The organism is Paraburkholderia sp. BR10937 (genome assembly GCF_040965695.1).
Taxonomy (GTDB): Bacteria; Pseudomonadota; Gammaproteobacteria; order Burkholderiales; family Burkholderiaceae; genus Paraburkholderia.
The window spans coordinates 1-19,162 of sequence record NZ_JBFRCL010000013.1 but is presented as its reverse complement, the minus strand read 5'-3'; the positions used below and the strand labels follow the sequence as shown (position 1 = coordinate 19,162).

Here is a 19,162-nt window from a genome sequence, read left to right as displayed (position 1 = left end):
ACCGGCGCGAACTTTAGCCGGTCGAAAAACAACTGCATAGCCTATCCGGAAAATATGGCCGAAATACGACACTGCGGGCTTATGCGACTGCCAATTTGTACCGATTTAGCTCGCTGATGGCCCGGATCGCGGCCGATTCACGCTGATTAACGGGGACCGACCTCGTCCCCGCCAGCAATCGGATCGGACCCGATTAGCCGCGCGCGAGCGCGCGCACCAGGGCGTCGCGCCCAAGCATGACGCCCTGCGGCGTGATCGTGTGGCCGACGCCCGGCAGCGCGAAAGCGGTGACCGCGAAGCCCGCGTCGCTGAACGCGGCGGCGGCGCGCTCCAGTTCGCTCGCCGGAATCACTTCGTCGTCCTCGCCGTGCACGAGCGTGAGCACCGTGCGGCTTTTCGCGACCACGGGCGTAACGAGCCGGCCCGCATACGCGACCACGGCCGCCGCGCCCGCCGGCTGTGTGGCCACGTGGTACAGCGACATGATCGAGCCTTGCGAGAAGCCCACCAGCGCGAGCGCGTCGTGACCGAGCCCCCAATGGGCGAGTTCGGCGGCGAGCCGCCGCTCGAACACCTGCGAGGCGGCAACGACGCGCGCCTCGCGATTGGTCTCGCTGATGTCGCGCAGGCTGAACCACTGGCGTCCGCCGAAGCCGCCGTCGAACGGCTCGCTGCCATCGAGCGACGAGAACGCGACGCCCGGCAGCGCGTCGCGCCACACGTCGGCGAGCGGCGTGAGGTCCTGTGCGTTGCTGCCTACCCCGTGCAGCAGCACGACGAGCGCGTGCGCGGCGCCATCGGCCGGCGCCAGACGCCAGCCCCCTTCGAATGCTTCCCAGCTCATGGTCGGACCTCCCCTGTACTGACGATCGTATTGTGTGTCCAGCGCACGCTTTTTGCGCGGCGCGGCAGGCGCAAGGATACGCTCGCCACGCCGCGCGTGTGCGAAAGACTCCATTTCCCGGCATTACATAAAGCCGCAACAGCAGCCCGATCGCGCGCGAAAGCCATTCGCAAGCCCCATGACCCTGCACCGCATGGGGATGCTCCGCGGCCGGCGATGACGAAAGGCGATTACAGGTATCCTGTGCCGCAAACCGGATCCGCGGAGAACACGCTTGAATCAGCCCGCCGCATCATCGGCGCCGCCCGCGCCACCGCCGCCGCTCCAGGGAGGCAGCCTGGTCCTCGGCACTATCGCGGTCTCGCTCGCGACCTTCATGAACGTGCTCGACACGTCGATCGCCAACGTCGCCATTCCGACCATCTCCGGCGACATGGGCGTTTCCGTCGACGAAGGCACATGGGTCATCACCGTGTTCGCGGCGGCCAACGCCGTGTCCATTCCGCTGACCGGCTGGCTCACGCAGCGTTTCGGCCAGGTGCGCCTGTTCGTCACCTCGATCCTCTCGTTCGTGCTGGCGTCGTGGCTGTGCGGCATCGCGCCGACCCTGCCGTTCCTGCTCGTCGCGCGCGTGCTGCAAGGCGCCGTGGCCGGCCCGCTCATTCCGCTTTCCCAGGCCGTGCTGCTCGGATCCTGGCCGAAAGACAAATCGTCCACCGCGCTCGCCTTCTGGGCGATGACCACGACCGTCGGCCCGATCGCGGGACCGGCGCTCGGCGGCTGGATCACCGATAGCTACAACTGGTCGTGGATCTTTTACATCAACATTCCGGTGGGCCTCTTCGCGGGCTTCGTCACGTGGACGATCTATCGCAACCGCGAGTCACCCACGCGCAAGCCGCCTATCGACGTCGTGGGCCTCGGTCTGCTCATCACCTGGGTTGCTTCGCTGCAGATCATGCTCGACAAGGGCAAGGACCTCGACTGGTTCAATTCGCCGGTGATCGTGACGCTCGGCATCCTCGCGCTCATCAGTTTTGCGTTTTTCCTCGTGTGGGAGCTGACCGAGGAGCACCCGATCGTCGATTTGCGTTTGTTCGGACAACGTAACTTCCTCGGCGGCACGATTGCGATTTCAGTAGCGTACGCGGTGTTCTTCGGCAATCTGGTGCTGCTGCCGCAATGGATGCAGGAGTACCTCAATTATCGCTCCGTGGACGCAGGCCTCGTGACCGCGCCGCTCGGCGTGTTCGCGGTGATCCTGTCTCCGGTCGTGGGGCGCCTGTTGCCGCGCTCCGACGCGCGCATCATCGCGACGATCGCGTTCGTGATGTTCGCGGGGGTGTTCTACATGCGTTCGCAGTACGTGATCGAAATCGACACCTTCCATCTCGTGCTGCCCACGCTGCTGCAAGGCATCCCCATGGCGCTCTTCTTCGTGCCGCTCACGGCGATCATTCTCGCGGGGCAGCCCCCGAGCCGCGTGCCGGCGGCGGCTGGCCTCTCGAACTTCGTGCGCGTGTTCTGCGGCGCAGTGGGCACCTCGATCGCGACCAACGCCTGGAACAACCGCACGATCCTGCATCACGCGCGACTCACGGAACAAGCCTCGGTCAACAACCCGACTTTCGTGCAGGCGATGGACCAGACCCAGAAGGTGCTGAATATGAGCGAGCCCTCCGCACGCGCGCTGTTCGACTTCCAGCTCACCACGCAGGCCGCCATGATGGGCCTGAACGACATTTTCTATATCTCGGCGATCATCTTTCTCGTGATCATTCCGCTCATCTGGATCACGAAGTCGACGAAGGGCGGCGGCGGCGGCGCGGCGGGAGCGCATTGACGCGCGAGGTCGAGTCGCGGCGCCCAATGAAGCCGTGGCGGTAAGCGCGAGCCGCTACAATCGCGGGACCGCGGCGGGCGCTCCGCCGCGATTTCCCCGCTCCGCCCATGAATCACACGTTCGACTACACGCCCATCCTCGACGCCATCCATCGCGACCTGCAGCCGTATATCGGCACGGGCCGCGTGGCCGACTACATTCCCGAACTCGCCACGGTGCGCGCCGATCACTTCGGCATGGCCATCGTCACGGTGGACGGCCAGGTGTACCGCACCGGCGACGCCGACGTGCGCTTTTCCATCCAGAGCATTTCGAAGCTGTTCGCCTGCACGCTCGCGTTCCAGCTGCTCGGCGACGCGCTCTGGCAACGCGTGGGCCGCGAGCCGTCGGGCACGGCATTCAATTCGCTCGTGCAGCTCGAATTCGAGGCGGGCAAGCCGCGCAACCCGTTCATCAACGCGGGCGCGCTGGTCGTGACCGACGTGCTGTGCCGCCGCTTCGTGCAGGCGGAAACCGCGCTCGTCGATTTCATGCGGCGGCTTGCGGGCGAGCCCAGCATCGGCTACGACCTGCGCGTCGCGCAGTCGGAACTCGCGCACGCCGAGCGCAATCGCGCGATGGCGCATTTCATCGCGAGCTTCGGCAACCTGGAGATGCCCGCCGATACCGTGATCGACGCATATTGCCGCCAGTGCGCGATCTCGATGAGCTGCGTGGAACTGGCGCGCGCAGCACTCTTTCTGGCCAACGGCGGCGTCTCGCCCGCGAGCGGCGAACCCGTGCTCGACGCGAGTTCGGCCAAGCGCCTTTCCGCGCTGATGCTGACCTGCGGCACCTACGACGCGGCCGGCGATTTCGTGTACCGCGTCGGCTTGCCCGCGAAGAGCGGTGTGGGCGGCGGGATCATCGCGGTGCTGCCGGGCGAGTTCGCGGTGTGCGTGTGGTCGCCGGGCCTCGACGCCACGGGGAATTCGCTGGTGGGCTCGCTGGCGCTGGAGTGGCTAACGACGCGCACCGGGCGCTCGATTTTCTGAGGCTTGGGTGAACGCCATCCGGTCAGCATCCGCACGCCCTGCGCGACGACGCAGCCTCAGAGCGGCGGCCGCTCGAGCGTGAGCCAGCGCTGCACCGAAGGCCTCTGCCACTGAGCCAGGGCGTACTGCGCCAGCCGATGCGGCACCGGATCGCCGTTCAGCACCAGACGGTTCAGCATCAGCGCCAGGTCCACGTCGGCGATGGACCACTCGCCGAAAAGATGCCTTTCGCCTTGCGCGAGCAGCGCCTCGGCCATCGCAAAGAGCTTTTCCGCCGCGAGTTGCGCCGCGCTGGAAAGTGGCGCGGTGGTCGGGCCATAAAACACGACCTCGGTCGAGCGCTCCTGGCGGATCGGCATGAGATCGCTGCGCAGCCACGCCTGCACCTGGCGCGCGTGGGCGCGCTGCTGGCGATCCGCCGGATACAGCGCCACGCCGGGGAAGGTTTCGTCCAGATACTCCGTGATCGCCGAGGACTCCGAGAGCGCGAAGCCGTCGTGGATCAGGGTCGGCACGCGCCGCGTGAGCGAGATCGCCGCGAATTCCGGCTGCTGGTTTTCGCTCTTGCCGAGATCGACGGTCGAAAGCTCGAACGCGAGCGCCTTCTCGTGCAGCGCGACGAAGACGGACATCGCGTAGGGACTGGCGTACTGGGCGTCGGCGTAGAGGTGGAGAGTTGGGTGGGTCACAGTCGGCTCCGTTATTGGCGCCGACGATAGTAGCAAGCCCAGCCGCCGTTGCGCTCGATCATCGACAGGCCGATCGAATCGGCCTGCCCCGCTCAAGCCGTCGCCGAGACCAGCCCCGTGGTCTTGCCGCTCGCGACCATCAGCTGCGCCAGCGAAGTCTGCACGCTCGCCAGTTGCGACGCGATCTGGCTGACCTGGCTCGTATCCGATGGCGACGCCGAACTCAACGCGCTCTGCGCATTCTGGATCTGCGCCTTGATCTGGCTGATCTCGCCCGAGTTCGAGCCTTGCGCCGCGGCGCTGGAGGTCTGCGACGACACCTGCGCGAGCTGCGCCTGAAGCGACGCGATGAGCGCATTCAGTTCGTCGACTTCGCTCGATGACGAACTGCTCGATTACACCATGATGTATCCGTGCCGCATGCCGAGCATCACCGCTTCGGTGCGATTGGTCGCGCCGAGTTTGCCGAAGATGGACGAGAGGTGGGATTTCACCGTGTTGTCCGAGATGTCGAGTTGCCGGGCGATCTCCTTGTTGCCGAGTCCGTCGGCGAGCATCGCCAGCACTTCGATCTCCCGTAGCGACAAGGCTTCGAACGGTCCGCCGGATGCCGGCTGGCGCAACGGTTTTCGTCCTGCCAGCAGCCTTGCGAGGATATCGGGCGACAGCACGCACAGGCCGGCGGCAACGGCTTCGATGGCCGCGACGATTTCGGCGGGCGTCACGTCGCGCGACAGGATCGCCGTCGCATAGGCGGGCAGTTCGTCGAGGAACGCGTCGCTATCCGGGTCGTCGAGCAACAGGACCAGCGCCGCTGGCGCGTGGCCTGGGTCGAACAGCGTCTTGAGCGCGTCGCTCGCCTCCGGCTCGATGTCGGCCACGACGACATCCGGCACCGAACCGGCGAGGTAAGCGGCGAGCGTTTCGGCGTCGGCGGCGCTACCGAGGAAGGCGAGTGCCGGGTCCGACTCGACGATCGTCTGCAGGCTCGCGCGCAGCTGCGATGACGCCGCAATGACCGCGACGCGCACCGGCCCCATGTCTTCCATCGTTCCATCCGCCATATCGCCGTGTCCCGGACTTCACCTGCATGCGTGTCGTTGGGGCCGTTCGCCCACGGTGACCGTGCACGCGTGGCGCTCGCCGCCCCGGATCACCGTGACGGGCAACGGCTGCCCGATGCCCGTCGAACCCAGCGCGGCGTGCAGGTCGCCCATGTCGCGGCAAGGTTGGCCGGCCAGTTCGATCAGCACATCGCCGATGAGCACACCGGCCTGTTCCGCGGGACCGCCCGGCGCAAGCGAACTGATCAGCAATCCGCTATTGAACGACAGGTTCATTTTGTCCAGCCATGCGTTCGGCAGGCTGACCTGCTGCGTGCCGACGCCAAGATAGCCGCGCGCGACGCGCCCCTTGGCCAGCAGCTCGTCGGCGACACGCTCCACCGTCGTCGCGGGAATCACCATGCCGGCGCCGCGCATCAGCCCCGACGTGCAAATGCCCACGACCTGGCCGCGCATGTCGGCGAGCGCCGCGCCCGAGAATCCCGGGCGCAGACCGCCGTCGAGCCGCACGAACGCGTCGAGCTGGCCGCCTCGCCACGTGCGCCAGGCACCGCCCGTGCCGCCGATCACGCCAAAATCAGCGCTGACGCCGGGTTCGTCGGTGCGCGCGACCGCGAGCGCCAGATGACCCGGCTTCAGTGAGCCCGCATCGCCGGACTCGACTGGGTCGAGGTCCACGCCGTCCAGCTTCAGCACGGCGAGGTCGGTGCCCGGATCGAGGCCTGCGAGGACCGCGGCGACCGTACGACCGTCGGTCAGGGTGATCTTGATCCCCTCCTCGCGCCGGATCGTGTGGGCAGCCGTCACGACGACGCCACGGCGCCAGATTACCCCACTCGACGGCATGCGATGCCGGCCGTGAACTGCCACGACGCTCTGCCCGACTCGCGCGACAATGTCGGCCAGACCGTCCGAGAAAACCATTAAAGGATTTGCGCTCGAGGATGTCGTTTCCATTTCAAGTCTCCCGCCAATGTGGGTTCATCATTCGTGGGTTCACAATGACAGAAGAACAGGCGGCGCACACCACCCAAATGGGTAGTCGAATCGATGCAGTGCACGGAGTCAACACGGGAGGAAGGCCATGAGTACGCTTGCCCAATTCACATCAGGCCTCCGGTGCTCGCGCCGGTGGTGGATGGCCGTGATGACCGCGGCGCTCTGTTTGCTGGGCCAGGGCGCATTCGCGCAAGCGGACCCCAGGGCGACGAGCCTGCGCGAAAAGTACCAGAGTCTCACGCAGCAACTCGCCCAAAACCAGTTTCAGCGCCCGCTGTACCTCGAATCGCAGGAGTCGCCATCGGCACTCAAAGGCGATATTTACGGCGTGGTCAACTTCCCTTTCGCGACGGTCAACGACACGCTCAACCACCCGACTCAAGGGCCTGCGAACTGGTGCGACGTGCTGATCCTGCACTTGAACATCAAGTACTGCCATGCCTCGACCAGCGCGAACGGCACGATGCTCGCCGTGAATATCGGCAAGAAGACCGAGGAAACGCTGTCCTCATCCTACCGCGTGCAATTCGCCTGGCAGCAGGCCGTGAGTAGCCCTGATTATTTTCGCGTGGAGCTTACCGCCGCCACCGGCCCGCTGAGCACGAAAGACTACCGGATCGTTCTGGAGGCCATCCCCGTGGGTGACGATCGCACCTTTATTCATCTGACTTACGCCTACGGTTACGGCACGGCGGGACGGCTTGCCATGAAAGCCTATCTGGCGACGATAGGCAGCGATAAAGTCGGCTTTTCCACGACCCGCGATCCGTCGACGAACGAGACGCGATACATCGGCGGCGTGCGCGGTCTGGTCGAACGCAACACCATGCGCTACTACCTTGCCATCGAAGCGTATCTCGATGCGCTTTCCAGCCCGCCCGCCGCCCGCCTCGACAAACGCCTCGCCGAGTGGTTCGACGCCACCGAGCAGTATCCGCGGCAACTGCACGAGGTCAGCCGCGCCGACTACATGGAAATGAAGCACAACGAATATCAGCGTCAGCAGATCGCGCAGTAGTGCGCGTATAGCCCGCGCAGCGCGCGGGCGTCACCTGTCCGATCGACTGGCAAACCGCATCAAGGGCCCAGTGACACATGTGCAAGGCAGCGCCACCGACAGCCGACGATATCAGTAGCGCGCCAGCTGGCTGCCGTTGACCTGCACGCGGTCGCCCGGGCGCAGATCGCCGGGCGTCGGCACGTTGAACGCGCGCGTAGAGCCGTCGCTCAGCTGCACGTCGATCCGGAATCCTGCGGGCTGGCCCATCTGCTGGCCGATCTGGTTGCCGGCATAGGCTCCGCCGAGCGCGCCGATGACGGTCGCGGCGTCGCGGCCGTGGCCGCCGCCGACCTGATTGCCGAGCACGCCGCCAACCAGCGCGCCGACCACGGTTCCGGCGATGCCCGAAGCACCGGTGGCGTTGCTCAACGGCCGGATGCTCGAGATCGTGCCGTACTGCGCGCCATATTGGTTGCCGTATTGCGGGTTGTACTGCGCACCGTACTGACCGTTGCCTTGCGTGTCATAGGGCTGTTGCGGCGCGGGCGGCGGCGCGTAGGCGGGCTGCTGCACGGTGCCCGGTTGTGCGTAAGCGGGCTGGCCGTAGGCAGACGCCGCCGGTGCTGCATATTGGCCCTGGTAGCCTTGCTGCGCGCCGTACGGCGAGTAGCCCGGGGCAACGCATGCGGACAACGAAAGACTGGCTGCAGCGACAAGCGCGGCGGTGAGGGCGGACCTGGTAGAGAGCATGAACGTCACGGTGGGTTCGCGTTGCCGCCGCTGCGGGCACGACAAGCATGAGGAGGAATGGCGATTGCGCGGCAGTATAAGCAAAGCCCGCCCGGACGTGCGCTGCGCGAGGGTAACAACATGTAAAGTGCGTTGCCGGATGAATGGCGGCGCGCCGAGCGCGGCGCCATTCATCCGTTGGAATCAGGCAGGCGCCGGATTCCCCGAAAGTTCAATGCAGGGTTTGGACGCTGCCGATGGTGTCGGCATCGGCATCTTCGGACGCGGCCTGTTCGATGATCGCGCAGCGGAAGTCGAACTTGACGCGAAGGATCGCTGATTCGACCCGTGCATCGCCGCGATGGCCCTTCAGGCGAGTATCGATCGCCTCCTCGACGGCGAGAATCGCCTGCTCGATACTCTCCGGATCGTCGCTGTCGAAACCGACCTCGACCTCGATGCTCTCCAGCAGGTTCAACGCGGTTGCAATGTCTTCGGAAGCGACGAATAGCGTCTCGGCGTTCTCTCTCATCTACCCTCCCCGTTGGATTGTCCAGCTCGTCAGACAGCTGCGAGTTGCACGCCTATCGTTGCACATCCGGAACAAATCTGCCGGAGACGAAGACCGGTGTTGGGATCGAAACAACGGAAGGGTTGCCGTCCGTCGTGAAGCGAATAGAATCGAAGGTTCCAGCCGATAGCGTAAAGGCAATCGACCCGGCTTCGGGCACGGTTTCGACCTGCTAGACTGGAAGTTCCCCCGCGAACCATGGAGGGAATCATGACGACTGTCTACGTGGTGAAGACTGGCGAGCAGTACCTCTGCTGCGCAGAGGACGGCGATATCGGCATGGCGCCGGAGATTGGCGGAGCCAAGTCCTTCGTCTCTTACGAGGAAGCCGAAAAGGCGGCGTCCGTGCACGCCGACCCCGGATACGAAATCGTCGCCGTCAGCGTTGCCACACACTGACGCGCAAGGCTGTTCCGCCTCGCCTTACCGGAACTTGCCAGCCGGCGCTTACGGCTGGCTTTCGGCTGCGCCGCCGGCCAGCGCGTGAACCGATCCGGCGAGGAAGTTCAGGATGAACGCGTTCACCTCGTCCGGACGCTCTTGCTGCACCCAGTGACCCGCCTTCGCAATCAGATGCTTCCTCCAGAGGTTGGGCACGTTGCTCTCGAGCGCGTCGTAATCCTTCGCGGCCATCTTCACGACGCCATCCAGCTCTCCCGCGAGAAAGAGCGTCGGCTGCATGATCCGCGCGCCGTCGAGGAAGCCGGTCAGCGCCCAGTTCCGGTCGATATTCCGATACCAGTTGATGGGCCCGCGAAACCCGCTCCGCTCGAACTGAGCGACGAAATATTGCAGATCCGTTTCGGTCAACCACGGCGGAAGCTCGTCGGGTATCGTGAGGTTGTCCACGAATCGAGTCGATTTGGGAAAGATCGCGAAATTGGCCGGCTGCCCTTTCACCACCGGGTCCCCCGACGCCGTGTAGAGAATGCCAAGCATCGAACGGCGGACATCGTCTTCCAGTTCACGCTCGACGCGTCCCGGCAACTGAAAATAGTCCTGATAGAAGTGACACTCCTGCGTGATCTGCGCAAGGCGCACCGATGGGCGCACCGGACGTCGAGGCATGTAAGGCACGCTCAGCAGGCCGAGAACGGGAAACAGGTCGGGGCGCAACAGCGCAGCGTAAGCGGCGACGGCGGCCCCCCAGTCATGCCCGATCAGGATCGCCCGCTCTTCGCCGAGCGCCTTGACGAGGCCGACCAGGTCGCCGACCAGGCTCAGAATATCGTAAGCCTCGATGGCTTCCGGGGCGTCGGTGAGCCCGTATCCGCGCTGGTCCGGCGCAACGGCGCGATAGCCCGCGGCCGCCAGTGCGTCGATCTGCCAGCGCCACACGTACCAGGACTCCGGCCAGCCGTGGCAGAGCAGCACGAGCGGGCCCGTGCCTTTTTCGACGTAGTGCATGCGGATGCCGTTGACGTACGCGAACTTCTCTTGCAGCCCGTTCATCATGGAGTCGACCTCGTCTCACGCGATGGGAAAGCGCCCGGCGCTCATTGTGAATGCAGCGCCGCAATGCTTCAACCACATCGGTCGTTTTGTCCGCGAGCCAGGATATCAAGGATCGACGCGTGCCGCACGGCAGGCTCGTCGCCCACCGGCAGCAACAGCTTGTGACGCCCCTCCATGCGCGCGGACAGGCCCGCCGCGAGCACGACGAGAACCCTGGATGAAACCGTTCGAACACGCCATGCCGACCACCGACGCGCGTCGCGCCGAGACCTTTCAGCACCGCCTCGAGCAGTTCAATCCCGGCGTGGTGTGGCTCGACGCGCAGGGGCGCGTCAGCGCGTTCAACGATGTCGCGCTGCAGATTCACGGACCGGCGGGCGAGCAGTCGCTCGGCGTGGCCCAGGACAAGCTGTTCGCCATCGACGTCGTGCAGCTGCACCCGGCAAAGAACCGCGTGATCCTGATCGACCTGAAGGACGTCGTGCGCTCTCAGGGCGACGGCCACTACACGACGATCGTCACGAAGGACGACCGCTACCTCTCCAACCTGCCGCTCGCGACCTCGAACTGCGCCTCGACAGCAATACGTTTCTGCGCGTGCATCGCGGCCACATCGTCAACCTGCCGTACGCGGCCGAACTCGTCAAAGCCGACGACAGCGTCAACCTCGTGATGGATGACGGCGAGCGCAGCGTCGTGCCGGTGAGCCGCTCACGCGCCGCACAACTGAAAGAGTGGCTCGGCGTGGTCTGAAGCCGGGCGCCGGTCGCTTTATTTCAGCCGGCCAGTCTCCTTCGTCCTAGAATTCCTGTCAGGGGGCGAGGCGACATGAAGCGCGAAGTGGTCACTGGGCTGCTGTGCGGCGCACTACTCGCCGGCTGCGTGACGGCCGGCGTCGAAGTCAGGCCCGAACAGATGGCAAACTTCAGGCACGGCGTCACGACGCTGCAGGACGTGATCGTCGCGCTCGGCCCGGCGTCGGTCGAGACCGCGCTGGACGACGGCTCGACGCTGCTCGTCTACACCTACGTGACGTCGCGTCCGCACCCGGAAAGCTATATCCCGTTCATCGGTTCGCTGGTCGCCGGCTCCGACACACACTCGTCGGCGGCCGTGTTTCTGTTCGACTCGCACGGTCTCCTCAAAAGCGCGAACAGCACGGGCTCGAACGTCGGCACGGGCATGACCGCCGCCCATAGCGCGCAGCCCAGAGCGCCTGTGCCCGTTTCCGAGGCGCCCGTTGTGGGCAACGGCGTCCCGCCGCCCGCCGTTCAAACCGCCCAGCCGACGCCGGAAGAAGACGCCGCGCCCGCGTCGCAAATGCCTGGCGAACCTCTGGAAATCAACGTTCAGCCGGCTCCCGTCGAATAGCCATATCCCGCCGTGCAGGAATGCGCATCCGATCGCGCGCGTACGTGCGCTACAGCACACTTGGGAAGCCGCACCGAGAATACGCTAGGAGTCCAAAATTAGAAGCAGCGAACGCCGAAGCAGTCGCCCCGCGGAGGACGAAATGTCAAACTTGCCCTGGCTTTCGCAATATCCCGCTGGCGTTGCGGCGGACGTCGCCCTCGACGACTACCCCTCGATGGCCGCCCTGCTGGAACAGGCCGTCGCGCGCTTCGGCGACCGGATCGCCTTTCATCAGTTCGGCGTGAATCTCAGCTATCGCGAGCTGGACGAGTACTCGGCGCGCCTCGCCGCCTATTTCCAGAAAGACCTGCAGCTGAAACCCGGCGAGCGCATCGCGCTGATGTTGCCGAACTCCCTGCAACAGCCCATCGCGATGTTTGCCGCGCTGCGGGCCGGGCTCACCGTGGTCAACGTCAACCCGCTCTACACCGCGCCGGAACTGGCGAATCTGATCAAGGATTCCGGTGCGCGGGCGATCGTGGTGATGGAGGTCTCCGCCGCCACCCTCGAGCGGGCACTCGCCCAAGTCGCCGTCGAGCACGTGATCGTCGCGCGCGTGGCGGAGATGCAAAGCTTCCCGAAATCCATCCTTGTCGACTACGTCGTACGAAAGAAGAAAAAGCTCGTCCCGGACTGGACGATTGCCGGTGCGATCGCCTTCCGGACCGCCATGACCGCGCGCCCGGCGGCGGACTTCACGAGGACCGCGCTGAACCGCGAGACAAGGGCATTTTTGCAATACACCGGCGGCACGACCGGCGACCCCAAAGGGGCCGTGTTGACCCATGGCAACGTCGTCGCGGACGTGCTGATATTCGCCGCGTGGGTCAAGCCCGTGTTCCGGACGAGCGGCGAGATCACGCTCGTCGCGCTGCCCCTGTACCACGTGGCTGCCCTGGTGTGCCAGTGCCTCGTCGCGTTTCATCTGGGCACCCGCTGCGTTCTGGTGATGAACCCGCGCGATATTCCCTCCCTCGTGAAGGACTTCGCCACGCACCGGCCAACCGTCTTTGGCGGCCTCAACACGCTGTTTACCGCGCTGATGAACAACGAGGCCTTTGGCGCGCTCGACTTCTCCGGGCTGCGCAGCACCTTCGGAGGCGGTACCGCGACCCAGCCGGCCGTTGCGGAACGCTGGCAGAAACTCACCGGCACCCCGGTGGTGGAAGCCTACGGGCTTTCGGAAGCCGCCGGCGCGGTGACGGCCAATCCCGTCACGCAGACTGCCTTCGAAGGCACGATCGGCGTGCCGCTGCCTTCCATGCGCATTGAAATCCGCGACGAAAACGGCGCGGCCGTGCGCGCCGGCATGCCGGGCGAAATCTTCGTTGCGGGGCCCGTCGTCATGCAAGGCTACTTCAACCGGCCCGAGGAAACGGCGCATGCGATCGGCACCGATGGATTCTTCGCGACCGGCGATATCGGGATCATGGACGAGCGCGGTGTCATCAAAATTGTCGACCGCAAGCGGGACATGATTCTGGTCTCCGGTTTCAACGTCTATCCAAACGAGGTCGAGGGCGTGCTCTTCCGGCATCCCGGCATTCTGGAGGTCGCGGTCGTCGGCGTGGCCGATTCACAGTCTGGCGAAACGCCGGTCGCCTTCGTGGTGAAAAAGGAACCGGGGCTGACCGAGTCGGACGTGATCGAATTCGCGCGCACGTGCCTCACCGCCTACAAGGTGCCGAGGCAGGTGGTCTTCGTGAACGATCTGCCGAAAACACCGGTTGGCAAAGTGCTGCGGCGGCAATTGCGAGACCGGCTGGTAAATCAGATCTGATTTTTCCGGCGCCGGAAAACCATTCGAAAAACGACGTTGTCTTGCCCCCCTGCGACAGCACCAGTCCGATGTCGCTTCCAGCGCGTCACCATGTCGGCTTCGTTCTAGGAGCGACATTTCTGGTCGCATTAACTGTGCGAATCCTTACCGTGCGATTTCAGCGTTAAACCGCTCGCCTCGAATGGCTGCGCCATTCAGGGTGATACGCACGCCCTATTCAACGCACAAGGGACGGCCAGATAATGAAAGCGTATCAGCCCAAAGTGGACCCCAAGACGCTTCGCAAGGTGATCGTTGCCGCTGCGGTCGGCAATTTCGTCGAATGGTTCGACTTTGCCGTTTACGGATTTCTGGCAACGCTGCTGACTCGCCAGTTCTTTCCGAATGGCGACCCGGCGATCGCGTTGATGAAGACCTTCGCGGTGTTCGCTGTCGCCTTTGCATTCAGGCCGCTCGGCGGCGTCTTCTTCGGCGTGGTGGGAGACCGGGTGGGCCGCAAGAAAACGCTCGCCCTGACCATCTTGATCATGGCAGGTGCCACAACGGTCATCGGCTTCCTGCCGACCTACGCATCGGTCGGCATGCTCGCTCCCTTGCTGCTCGCGATCGTGCGCTGCGTGCAGGGTTTTTCCGCCGGCGGCGAGTACGCCGGCGCCTGCGCGTATCTGATGGAACATGCGCCGAAGCACCAGCGCGCGCGCTACGGCAGCTTTCTGCCGGTCTCCACGTTCCTGTCGTTCGCGAGCGCCGCCGTGGTGGCCTCCGGACTGGACGCCATGCTGTCGCCCGAGGCGATGAGCAATTGGGGCTGGAGAATCCCGTTCATCGCCGCGGCGCCTATCGGTCTGGTCGGACTGTATCTGCGCACGCGCCTTGGCGAAACGCCATCGTTTGTTGCAGTCGAGCACGATCACGACCTCGCTCATGCCCCGCTGCGCGAAACGCTCAGGACCCAGGCAGGCGCGATCGTACGCCTGGGTGCCTTCGTGTCCGTGACTGCGCTCTCCTTCTATACCTTCACGACCTACTTTGCGACCTATCTGCAGGTCGTCGGCCATCTGAGCCGGGCCAGTGCGTTACTGGTGACGGTCATCGCGCTGGTATTCGCCGCGGCCATCTGCCCGCTTGCCGGGCTCTACTCGGACGCAGTGGGAAGACGCAAAACCGTCTTCACGGCATGCGCCATCCTGATCGCCGCGGTCTACCCTGCTTTCGCGCTGGGAGGCTCGGGGGATTTTCGTTCCGCGATCGCCGGCGCATGCATGCTTGCGCTCGGCGCGGTCTTGTCGGGTGTGGTCACGGCGGCACTGCTCTCCGAAATCTTTCCGACCCGCACGCGCTATACGGCTTCGGCGATCACCTACAACCTGGCCTATACGATCTTTGGCGGCACGGCGCCGCTCGTCGCCACCTGGCTGATCGAGTCGACGGGCAACAGCATCTCCCCCGCTTACTACCTGATCGCGGTCTCGCTGCTGGCCCTCGTTGGCGGGATGTCCTTGCCCGAAACGTCGCGGATTTCGCTCGACGATCATCCGCATGAAGGTGTGACGGAACGCGTTGCGGCGCGAGGTCTGCAAGACGCACCGCACAATTCAGTCTGACGCGAGCCCCCTTCGCTCAGTAGGCCGCGCGCAGGGCCTCCGTGGCAAGGGCGAGGCGCGACGCAATGACCTTCACCAGAAAGCGATGAAACTGCTGGGCGGCCGCGGGGTCGTCCTGCTCGAGCGCAACGAGCGCCGCCAGCGACAGCCTGCGCACCCGCGTCGGCGCCTCGGCGAACACGTCCGCGCTCCGCGGCTGCTGCGTGTACACGGCCATCTCGCCGATGACCGTGCCCGGCAGGCAGGCGCGCACCCGCACCGACCGCCCGTTGCCGAGCGGCAGCGAAACGGCGAGCCGCCCCCGCTCGATGAGGTACAACGCGTCGCCCGGGTCCCCACGATGAAACAGCGCCTGGCCCGCCTGCAGATCCTGCACTTCGAGTCGCGTTGAGAGCGTTTTCATCGCACTGGCCGTGAAATGCGGCGCGAGCAGCGCGTGAAGGTCGTCACCGGGCTTCGGCGCGAGCGCGCTCGACGCGAGCAGTTGGTCTTCGACCCACTCCAGGCCCGCATCGAGCGTGTCGAATTCGCGAATCCGCAAATTGAGCGTGCCGGTTCTTGTCAGCAGATCGCGCGAGCGCGGCGGCAGCGCGGTCAGGATCAGGTCCGCGTCCGTCGCCGCGCAGAGCTGCCGCAGCTTGACGAAGCTGATCGATACCGACGCGTCGATCCCCTGGGTCGACGCGAAATCAAGTACGACGAATCGAACCCGCATCGGATCGCGCGCGGCGAGGCGCTCGCGGATGCGCTGGAGGATCGAATTGGCCGTGCCGAAAAAGAGAAACCCTTGCAGGCACATGCCGCACACCTGGGCGCCGAGCCCGCGCAACGCTTCGGTCTCCTCGATGTTGCGCTCGACGTTCGAGGTGCGGGTGCGCAGGTCGAACGCCATGCGGATGCAGCTCACGCGGCCGTAGACCAGCGTGAACATCACGCATGCAGCAATCACGCCCACGCCCACGCCGATGAGCACGCCCCAGGCCGCGATCGTGCCGAGAATCACGGGCACGAGCAGATACTCGTACCAGGCGAGCTTCGCCCACGCGCCGACCACCCACTGCACGATGAGGCGCAGCCCCATGAAAAGCTGAAGGCCGACGAGCACCGGCACGGGAAAGAGCGCGACGAAACCGGGCGACGCCGCCAGCACCACGAGGCACGCGAGCGAGGCGAACACGCCCGCCATCCGGCTCGTCGCGCCGACGCGCGCGTTGAGCATCGAGCGGTTGAACGACTGATAACCGACCATGCCGCCCAACAGCCCGCTCGCGAGATTGGCAAGGCCCGCGGCGCGCATCTCGCGATTGAGATCGACTTCCTCGCCCGTCGCCGCGCCGATCGCCGTCGAATTCATCAGGATCGTGACGGCCGACACCGAGGTGACCACGAGGCTCTCCGGAAGGTGCGCGGCGATCGCCGTCCAGTCGATGCCGCCCTGCCCGAGCTGCGCGCGCAGGTGCAGCTCGGGTAACCCGGTGAGCCGCAGCGCCGCGCGCGGCAGCAGCAGCCCCATGGCGCGCGCTTCATCGATCGACAGGCCCGCGGCGCGCAGCAGTACGTAGAAAAGCACGATGCCGAACGCCAGCGTGAGCGGCAGCGCGGCAACGTGCTTCCAGCTGCGCATCAGGACCGTGGCCAGCACGCCGACGACGAGCGCGGGCAGCCATGCGAGCCAGTGAAGCTGCGTCAACACCGCGAGCGTGTGCCATTGCAGCGGCTCGCCCGTCATGACGCGAAACGCGCCGGCGAGGAGCAGATAGCCCGTGCCGGCGAGAAAACCGCCGAGGACCGGATAAGGCAGGAACTGCAGCGAGCGGCTGCGCTTCGAGGAACCGATCGCGTAGAGCACGACGCCGGTCACGAGCGAGCAAAGCGCGATGGCGATCAGCACGGTGAGCAGCAGCGTTTGCGGGGAACCGCCGTCCGCGCGCACGCTGCTCGCGACGCCTGCCGCGACGCCCGCGAGAAACGCGGCCGCGTTGCTGTCGGGGCCGCCTATGTTCAGGCGCATCGAACTCGTCAAGGCGATCACGAGCGCCGTGACGACACAGCTGACGAGCGCGGTGGGCACGCCGAGCATGGCGTAGCGGGCGAGATCGGCGCTGAAGATCATCGTGCCGAGGCTCATCGCGTAGCACAGCATGACGAGCGCCGATACCGCGCCGGCCGCCAGATCGCCGGGCAGCGCCGCGACGCGCGAGCGCGGCGGGACGTCGGCGACGGTAACGGTCTTGCCCGGCTTCACGTGAATTCCCGGTGGAATGCGCGAGGCGCGATGGGGAGCGATCCAGTATCCGTCCGCGCCGGAAAGCCTGTCAAACGCCGTACGCGGCCCGTGGCGCGCGCCTACACTGGTAATTCACCGGCACGATCCCGACGGGCTCGGAGCGGTTCGCATCAGGCAACCGGCATCGCATCCAGGCGGCGAACATGGATATTGAGCAATGGCTGCGCGCCCTGGGACTCGAGCAGTACGCGCAGGCGTTCGCGGCGAACGATATCGATCTCTCGCTGCTCGCGCAGTTGACCGACGCGGATCTGCGGGAACTCGGGGTGCAGTCGCTCGGCCACCGCAAACGCATCCTCGCTGCCGCCGCGCCGAATCCGCCAGCCGCGGCTCCACCTGTGGCGCAAGCGCCGGTCGCACCTTACGCGCTGGAGATCCCCACGGACGAACGCCGGCAGGTTACCGTCCTGTTTGCCGATCTCTGCGGCTTCACCGCGCTTTCACGTACGCTCGATCCGGAGGAACTGCGCGCGCTGATCGGTCGCTTCACGGCGCTCGTCGACGGCATCGTGCTCGCCTGGGGCGGCACGACTGACAGGCATATCGGCGACGCGGTGATGGCGCTGTTCGGCGCGCCGCGCGCGCACGAAACGGACACGCTGCGCGCAGCGCGCGCGGCGCTCGAGATCCACGAGGCGCTGATGCAACTGAGCGCGCAGGCGGCGCGCACACTGCAGGCCCATATCGGCATCGCGAGCGGCGAGGTCGTCGCCGGCGCGCTCGGCTGCGTCGACGCGCGCGACTACACCGTGACCGGCAGTCCGGTGAACCTGGCCGCGCGGCTGCAGGTCGCGGCGGCGGCCGGCGAGACCTGGCTCTCCGATGACGTGGCACGCGCGCTCGGCGACGCCGCTGTCTGCGACGCGCTCGGCGAGCAGCACTTCAAGGGCATCGACACGCCGGTGCGCGCGTGGCGGCTGCGCGCGATTTCGAGCGACCCGGCCAGCGAATCGGCGAAGACGGGTCAGAGCCTTTTCGTCGGACGCGAGGCCGAGCTCGGGCAGTTTCACGGCATCGTCCGCGCGTGCGTCGCGAGGCGGGCCGGCCATATCGTCCATGTGCGCGGCGAGGCGGGCATCGGCAAGACGCGTCTCGTCGACGAGATGCGCCGCTATGCGCAGTCGCAGGGCTTCGAGATCCACCGGGGCCTCGTGCTCGATTTCGGCGTCGGCAAGGGGCAGGATCCCGTGCACACGATCGTCGGCAGCCTGCTCGGTCTGCCGGCCGGCGCATCGAGCGACGCGCGGCGCGCCGCCGCCGCGCGGTTCGCCGCTGAAGGCAGCCTCGAGGCCGGGCAGCACGCGTTCCTCCACGACCTCCTCGACCTGCCGCTCGCGGACGAATGGCGAACCGTCTACGATGCCATGGACCACGGCGCGCGCAAGCGCGGCAAGCAGGCGCTCGCCGCGCGACTGACCGGCGACGCCTGCAGGCGGGCCGCCACGCTGATCGTCGTCGAAGACCTGCATTGGGCCGAGCCGGAAGTGCTCGACTATCTCTCGGCCTTCGCCTCGGGCATCGCGAACGGCCCGGGCCTGCTCGTGACGACCTCGCGCGTGGAAGGCGACCCGATCGATGCGGCGTGGCGCGCGCGCTGCCGCGACATCCCGTTCGCGACGATCGACCTCGGGCCCTTGCGCCAGGACGAAGCATTGAGCCTCGCAGGCAACTTCATCGACGCGACGCAGCGGGTCGCGCTCGCCTGCATCGAGCGCGCGGGCGGCAACCCGCTTTTCCTCGAGCAGCTCTTGCGCAACGCCGAGGAAGGCAGCGGCAACGCCGTGCCCGGCTCGATCCGCAGCCTCGTGCTCGCGCGGATGGACCGGCTCGCGCCGCACGACCGCCTGGCG

At 66.0% G+C, this 19,162-nt stretch carries 20 protein-coding genes; 10 read left to right on the top strand and 10 right to left on the bottom strand.

The genetic code is table 11. From position 1 onward, the window contains the following. Nucleotides 1–193: 193 nt before the first annotated feature. Nucleotides 194–844 carry a dienelactone hydrolase family protein gene (locus AB4Y44_RS13010; RefSeq protein ID WP_342918811.1) on the bottom strand — a complete coding sequence of 217 codons (651 nt, stop codon included), beginning with the start codon at nt 842–844 and terminating at the stop codon, nt 194–196. A gap of 274 nt (nt 845–1,118) precedes the next feature. On the opposite strand from AB4Y44_RS13010, the gene AB4Y44_RS13005 reads away from it, so the two are divergent. After that, a complete protein-coding gene (locus AB4Y44_RS13005; protein WP_368699776.1) occupies nt 1,119–2,687 on the top strand; it encodes a DHA2 family efflux MFS transporter permease subunit in 1,569 nt (522 codons plus the stop codon). Between the two features lie 107 nt (nt 2,688–2,794). After that, the gene (locus AB4Y44_RS13000; protein WP_368699775.1) at nt 2,795–3,721 is read left to right on the top strand and encodes a glutaminase; all 927 of its coding nucleotides are present in this window, start codon (nt 2,795–2,797) and stop codon (nt 3,719–3,721) included. 56 nt (nt 3,722–3,777) lie between these two features. Here AB4Y44_RS13000 and yfcF read toward each other — a convergent pair whose 3' ends face one another. The 4 genes from yfcF to AB4Y44_RS12980 all read right to left on the bottom strand — a co-directional run bounded on the left by yfcF (nt 3,778) and on the right by AB4Y44_RS12980 (nt 6,398). Further along, nucleotides 3,778–4,410 (bottom strand): glutathione transferase, encoded by a 633-nt coding sequence (yfcF, locus tag AB4Y44_RS12995; RefSeq protein ID WP_342918808.1) that lies wholly within the window; start codon nt 4,408–4,410, stop codon nt 3,778–3,780. Nucleotides 4,411–4,502: 92 nt separating this feature from the next. Continuing rightward, nucleotides 4,503–4,730 (bottom strand): hypothetical protein, encoded by a 228-nt coding sequence (locus AB4Y44_RS12990; protein ID WP_342918807.1) that lies wholly within the window; start codon nt 4,728–4,730, stop codon nt 4,503–4,505. Nucleotides 4,731–4,805: 75 nt separating this feature from the next. Further along, complete coding sequence (locus tag AB4Y44_RS12985; RefSeq protein ID WP_368699867.1) at nt 4,806–5,450, bottom strand: LuxR C-terminal-related transcriptional regulator; 645 nt, start codon at nt 5,448–5,450, stop codon at nt 4,806–4,808. 42 nt (nt 5,451–5,492) lie between these two features. Beyond that, entirely contained in the window at nt 5,493–6,398 is a 906-nt protein-coding gene (locus tag AB4Y44_RS12980; RefSeq protein ID WP_368699866.1) for a S1C family serine protease, read from the bottom strand. Nucleotides 6,399–6,558: 160 nt separating this feature from the next. On the opposite strand from AB4Y44_RS12980, the gene AB4Y44_RS12975 reads away from it, so the two are divergent. Next, a complete protein-coding gene (locus tag AB4Y44_RS12975) occupies nt 6,559–7,491 on the top strand; it encodes a hypothetical protein (protein WP_368699774.1) in 933 nt (310 codons plus the stop codon). A gap of 111 nt (nt 7,492–7,602) precedes the next feature. Here the strand turns inward: AB4Y44_RS12975 and AB4Y44_RS12970 are convergent, their stop codons facing one another. Then, nucleotides 7,603–8,232, bottom strand: a complete 630-nt coding sequence (locus AB4Y44_RS12970; protein WP_342918804.1) for a glycine zipper 2TM domain-containing protein — start codon at nt 8,230–8,232, stop codon at nt 7,603–7,605. Nucleotides 8,233–8,434: 202 nt separating this feature from the next. Further along, nucleotides 8,435–8,734: a hypothetical protein gene (locus AB4Y44_RS12965; protein ID WP_342918803.1), complete on the bottom strand. Its 300-nt coding sequence runs from the start codon at nt 8,732–8,734 to the stop codon at nt 8,435–8,437. A 249-nt stretch (nt 8,735–8,983) separates the two neighbouring features. Here AB4Y44_RS12965 and AB4Y44_RS12960 point away from each other — a divergent pair, with 249 nt between their 5' ends. Beyond that, a complete protein-coding gene (locus tag AB4Y44_RS12960) occupies nt 8,984–9,172 on the top strand; it encodes a hypothetical protein (RefSeq protein WP_110386691.1) in 189 nt (62 codons plus the stop codon). Between the two features lie 48 nt (nt 9,173–9,220). Here the strand turns inward: AB4Y44_RS12960 and AB4Y44_RS12955 are convergent, their stop codons facing one another. Together AB4Y44_RS12955 and AB4Y44_RS12950 are read right to left on the bottom strand one after the other, a co-directional pair. Continuing rightward, on the bottom strand, nt 9,221–10,228 hold the full coding sequence (locus tag AB4Y44_RS12955; RefSeq protein ID WP_368699773.1) for an alpha/beta fold hydrolase: 1,008 nt from the start codon (nt 10,226–10,228) through the stop codon (nt 9,221–9,223). Between the two features lie 68 nt (nt 10,229–10,296). Beyond that, nucleotides 10,297–10,431, bottom strand: a complete 135-nt coding sequence (locus AB4Y44_RS12950) for a hypothetical protein (RefSeq protein ID WP_368699772.1) — start codon at nt 10,429–10,431, stop codon at nt 10,297–10,299. 14 nt (nt 10,432–10,445) lie between these two features. On the opposite strand from AB4Y44_RS12950, the gene AB4Y44_RS12945 reads away from it, so the two are divergent. From AB4Y44_RS12945 to AB4Y44_RS12925, 5 genes are all read left to right on the top strand, one after another. Continuing rightward, complete coding sequence (locus AB4Y44_RS12945; protein ID WP_342918800.1) at nt 10,446–10,901, top strand: LytTR family DNA-binding domain-containing protein; 456 nt, start codon at nt 10,446–10,448, stop codon at nt 10,899–10,901. Continuing rightward, on the top strand, nt 10,841–10,981 hold the full coding sequence (locus tag AB4Y44_RS12940; protein ID WP_342918870.1) for a hypothetical protein: 141 nt from the start codon (nt 10,841–10,843) through the stop codon (nt 10,979–10,981). The genes AB4Y44_RS12945 and AB4Y44_RS12940 overlap by 61 nt, the downstream gene beginning before the upstream one ends. Before the next feature lie 75 nt (nt 10,982–11,056). After that, complete coding sequence (locus tag AB4Y44_RS12935) at nt 11,057–11,599, top strand: hypothetical protein (RefSeq protein WP_368699771.1); 543 nt, start codon at nt 11,057–11,059, stop codon at nt 11,597–11,599. A 142-nt stretch (nt 11,600–11,741) separates the two neighbouring features. Then, nucleotides 11,742–13,421, top strand: a complete 1,680-nt coding sequence (locus AB4Y44_RS12930; protein WP_368699770.1) for an AMP-binding protein — start codon at nt 11,742–11,744, stop codon at nt 13,419–13,421. A gap of 242 nt (nt 13,422–13,663) precedes the next feature. After that, a complete protein-coding gene (locus AB4Y44_RS12925) occupies nt 13,664–15,025 on the top strand; it encodes an MFS transporter (RefSeq protein WP_342918797.1) in 1,362 nt (453 codons plus the stop codon). 16 nt (nt 15,026–15,041) lie between these two features. Here AB4Y44_RS12925 and AB4Y44_RS12920 read toward each other — a convergent pair whose 3' ends face one another. Next, the gene (locus tag AB4Y44_RS12920) at nt 15,042–17,270 is read right to left on the bottom strand and encodes a SulP family inorganic anion transporter (RefSeq protein ID WP_342918796.1); all 2,229 of its coding nucleotides are present in this window, start codon (nt 17,268–17,270) and stop codon (nt 15,042–15,044) included. 185 nt (nt 17,271–17,455) lie between these two features. Between AB4Y44_RS12920 and AB4Y44_RS12915 the strand changes: the two genes are divergently transcribed. Next, nucleotides 17,456–19,162 (top strand): adenylate/guanylate cyclase domain-containing protein (locus AB4Y44_RS12915; protein ID WP_368699769.1); only part of this gene is annotated, 1,707 nt, incomplete at its 3' end.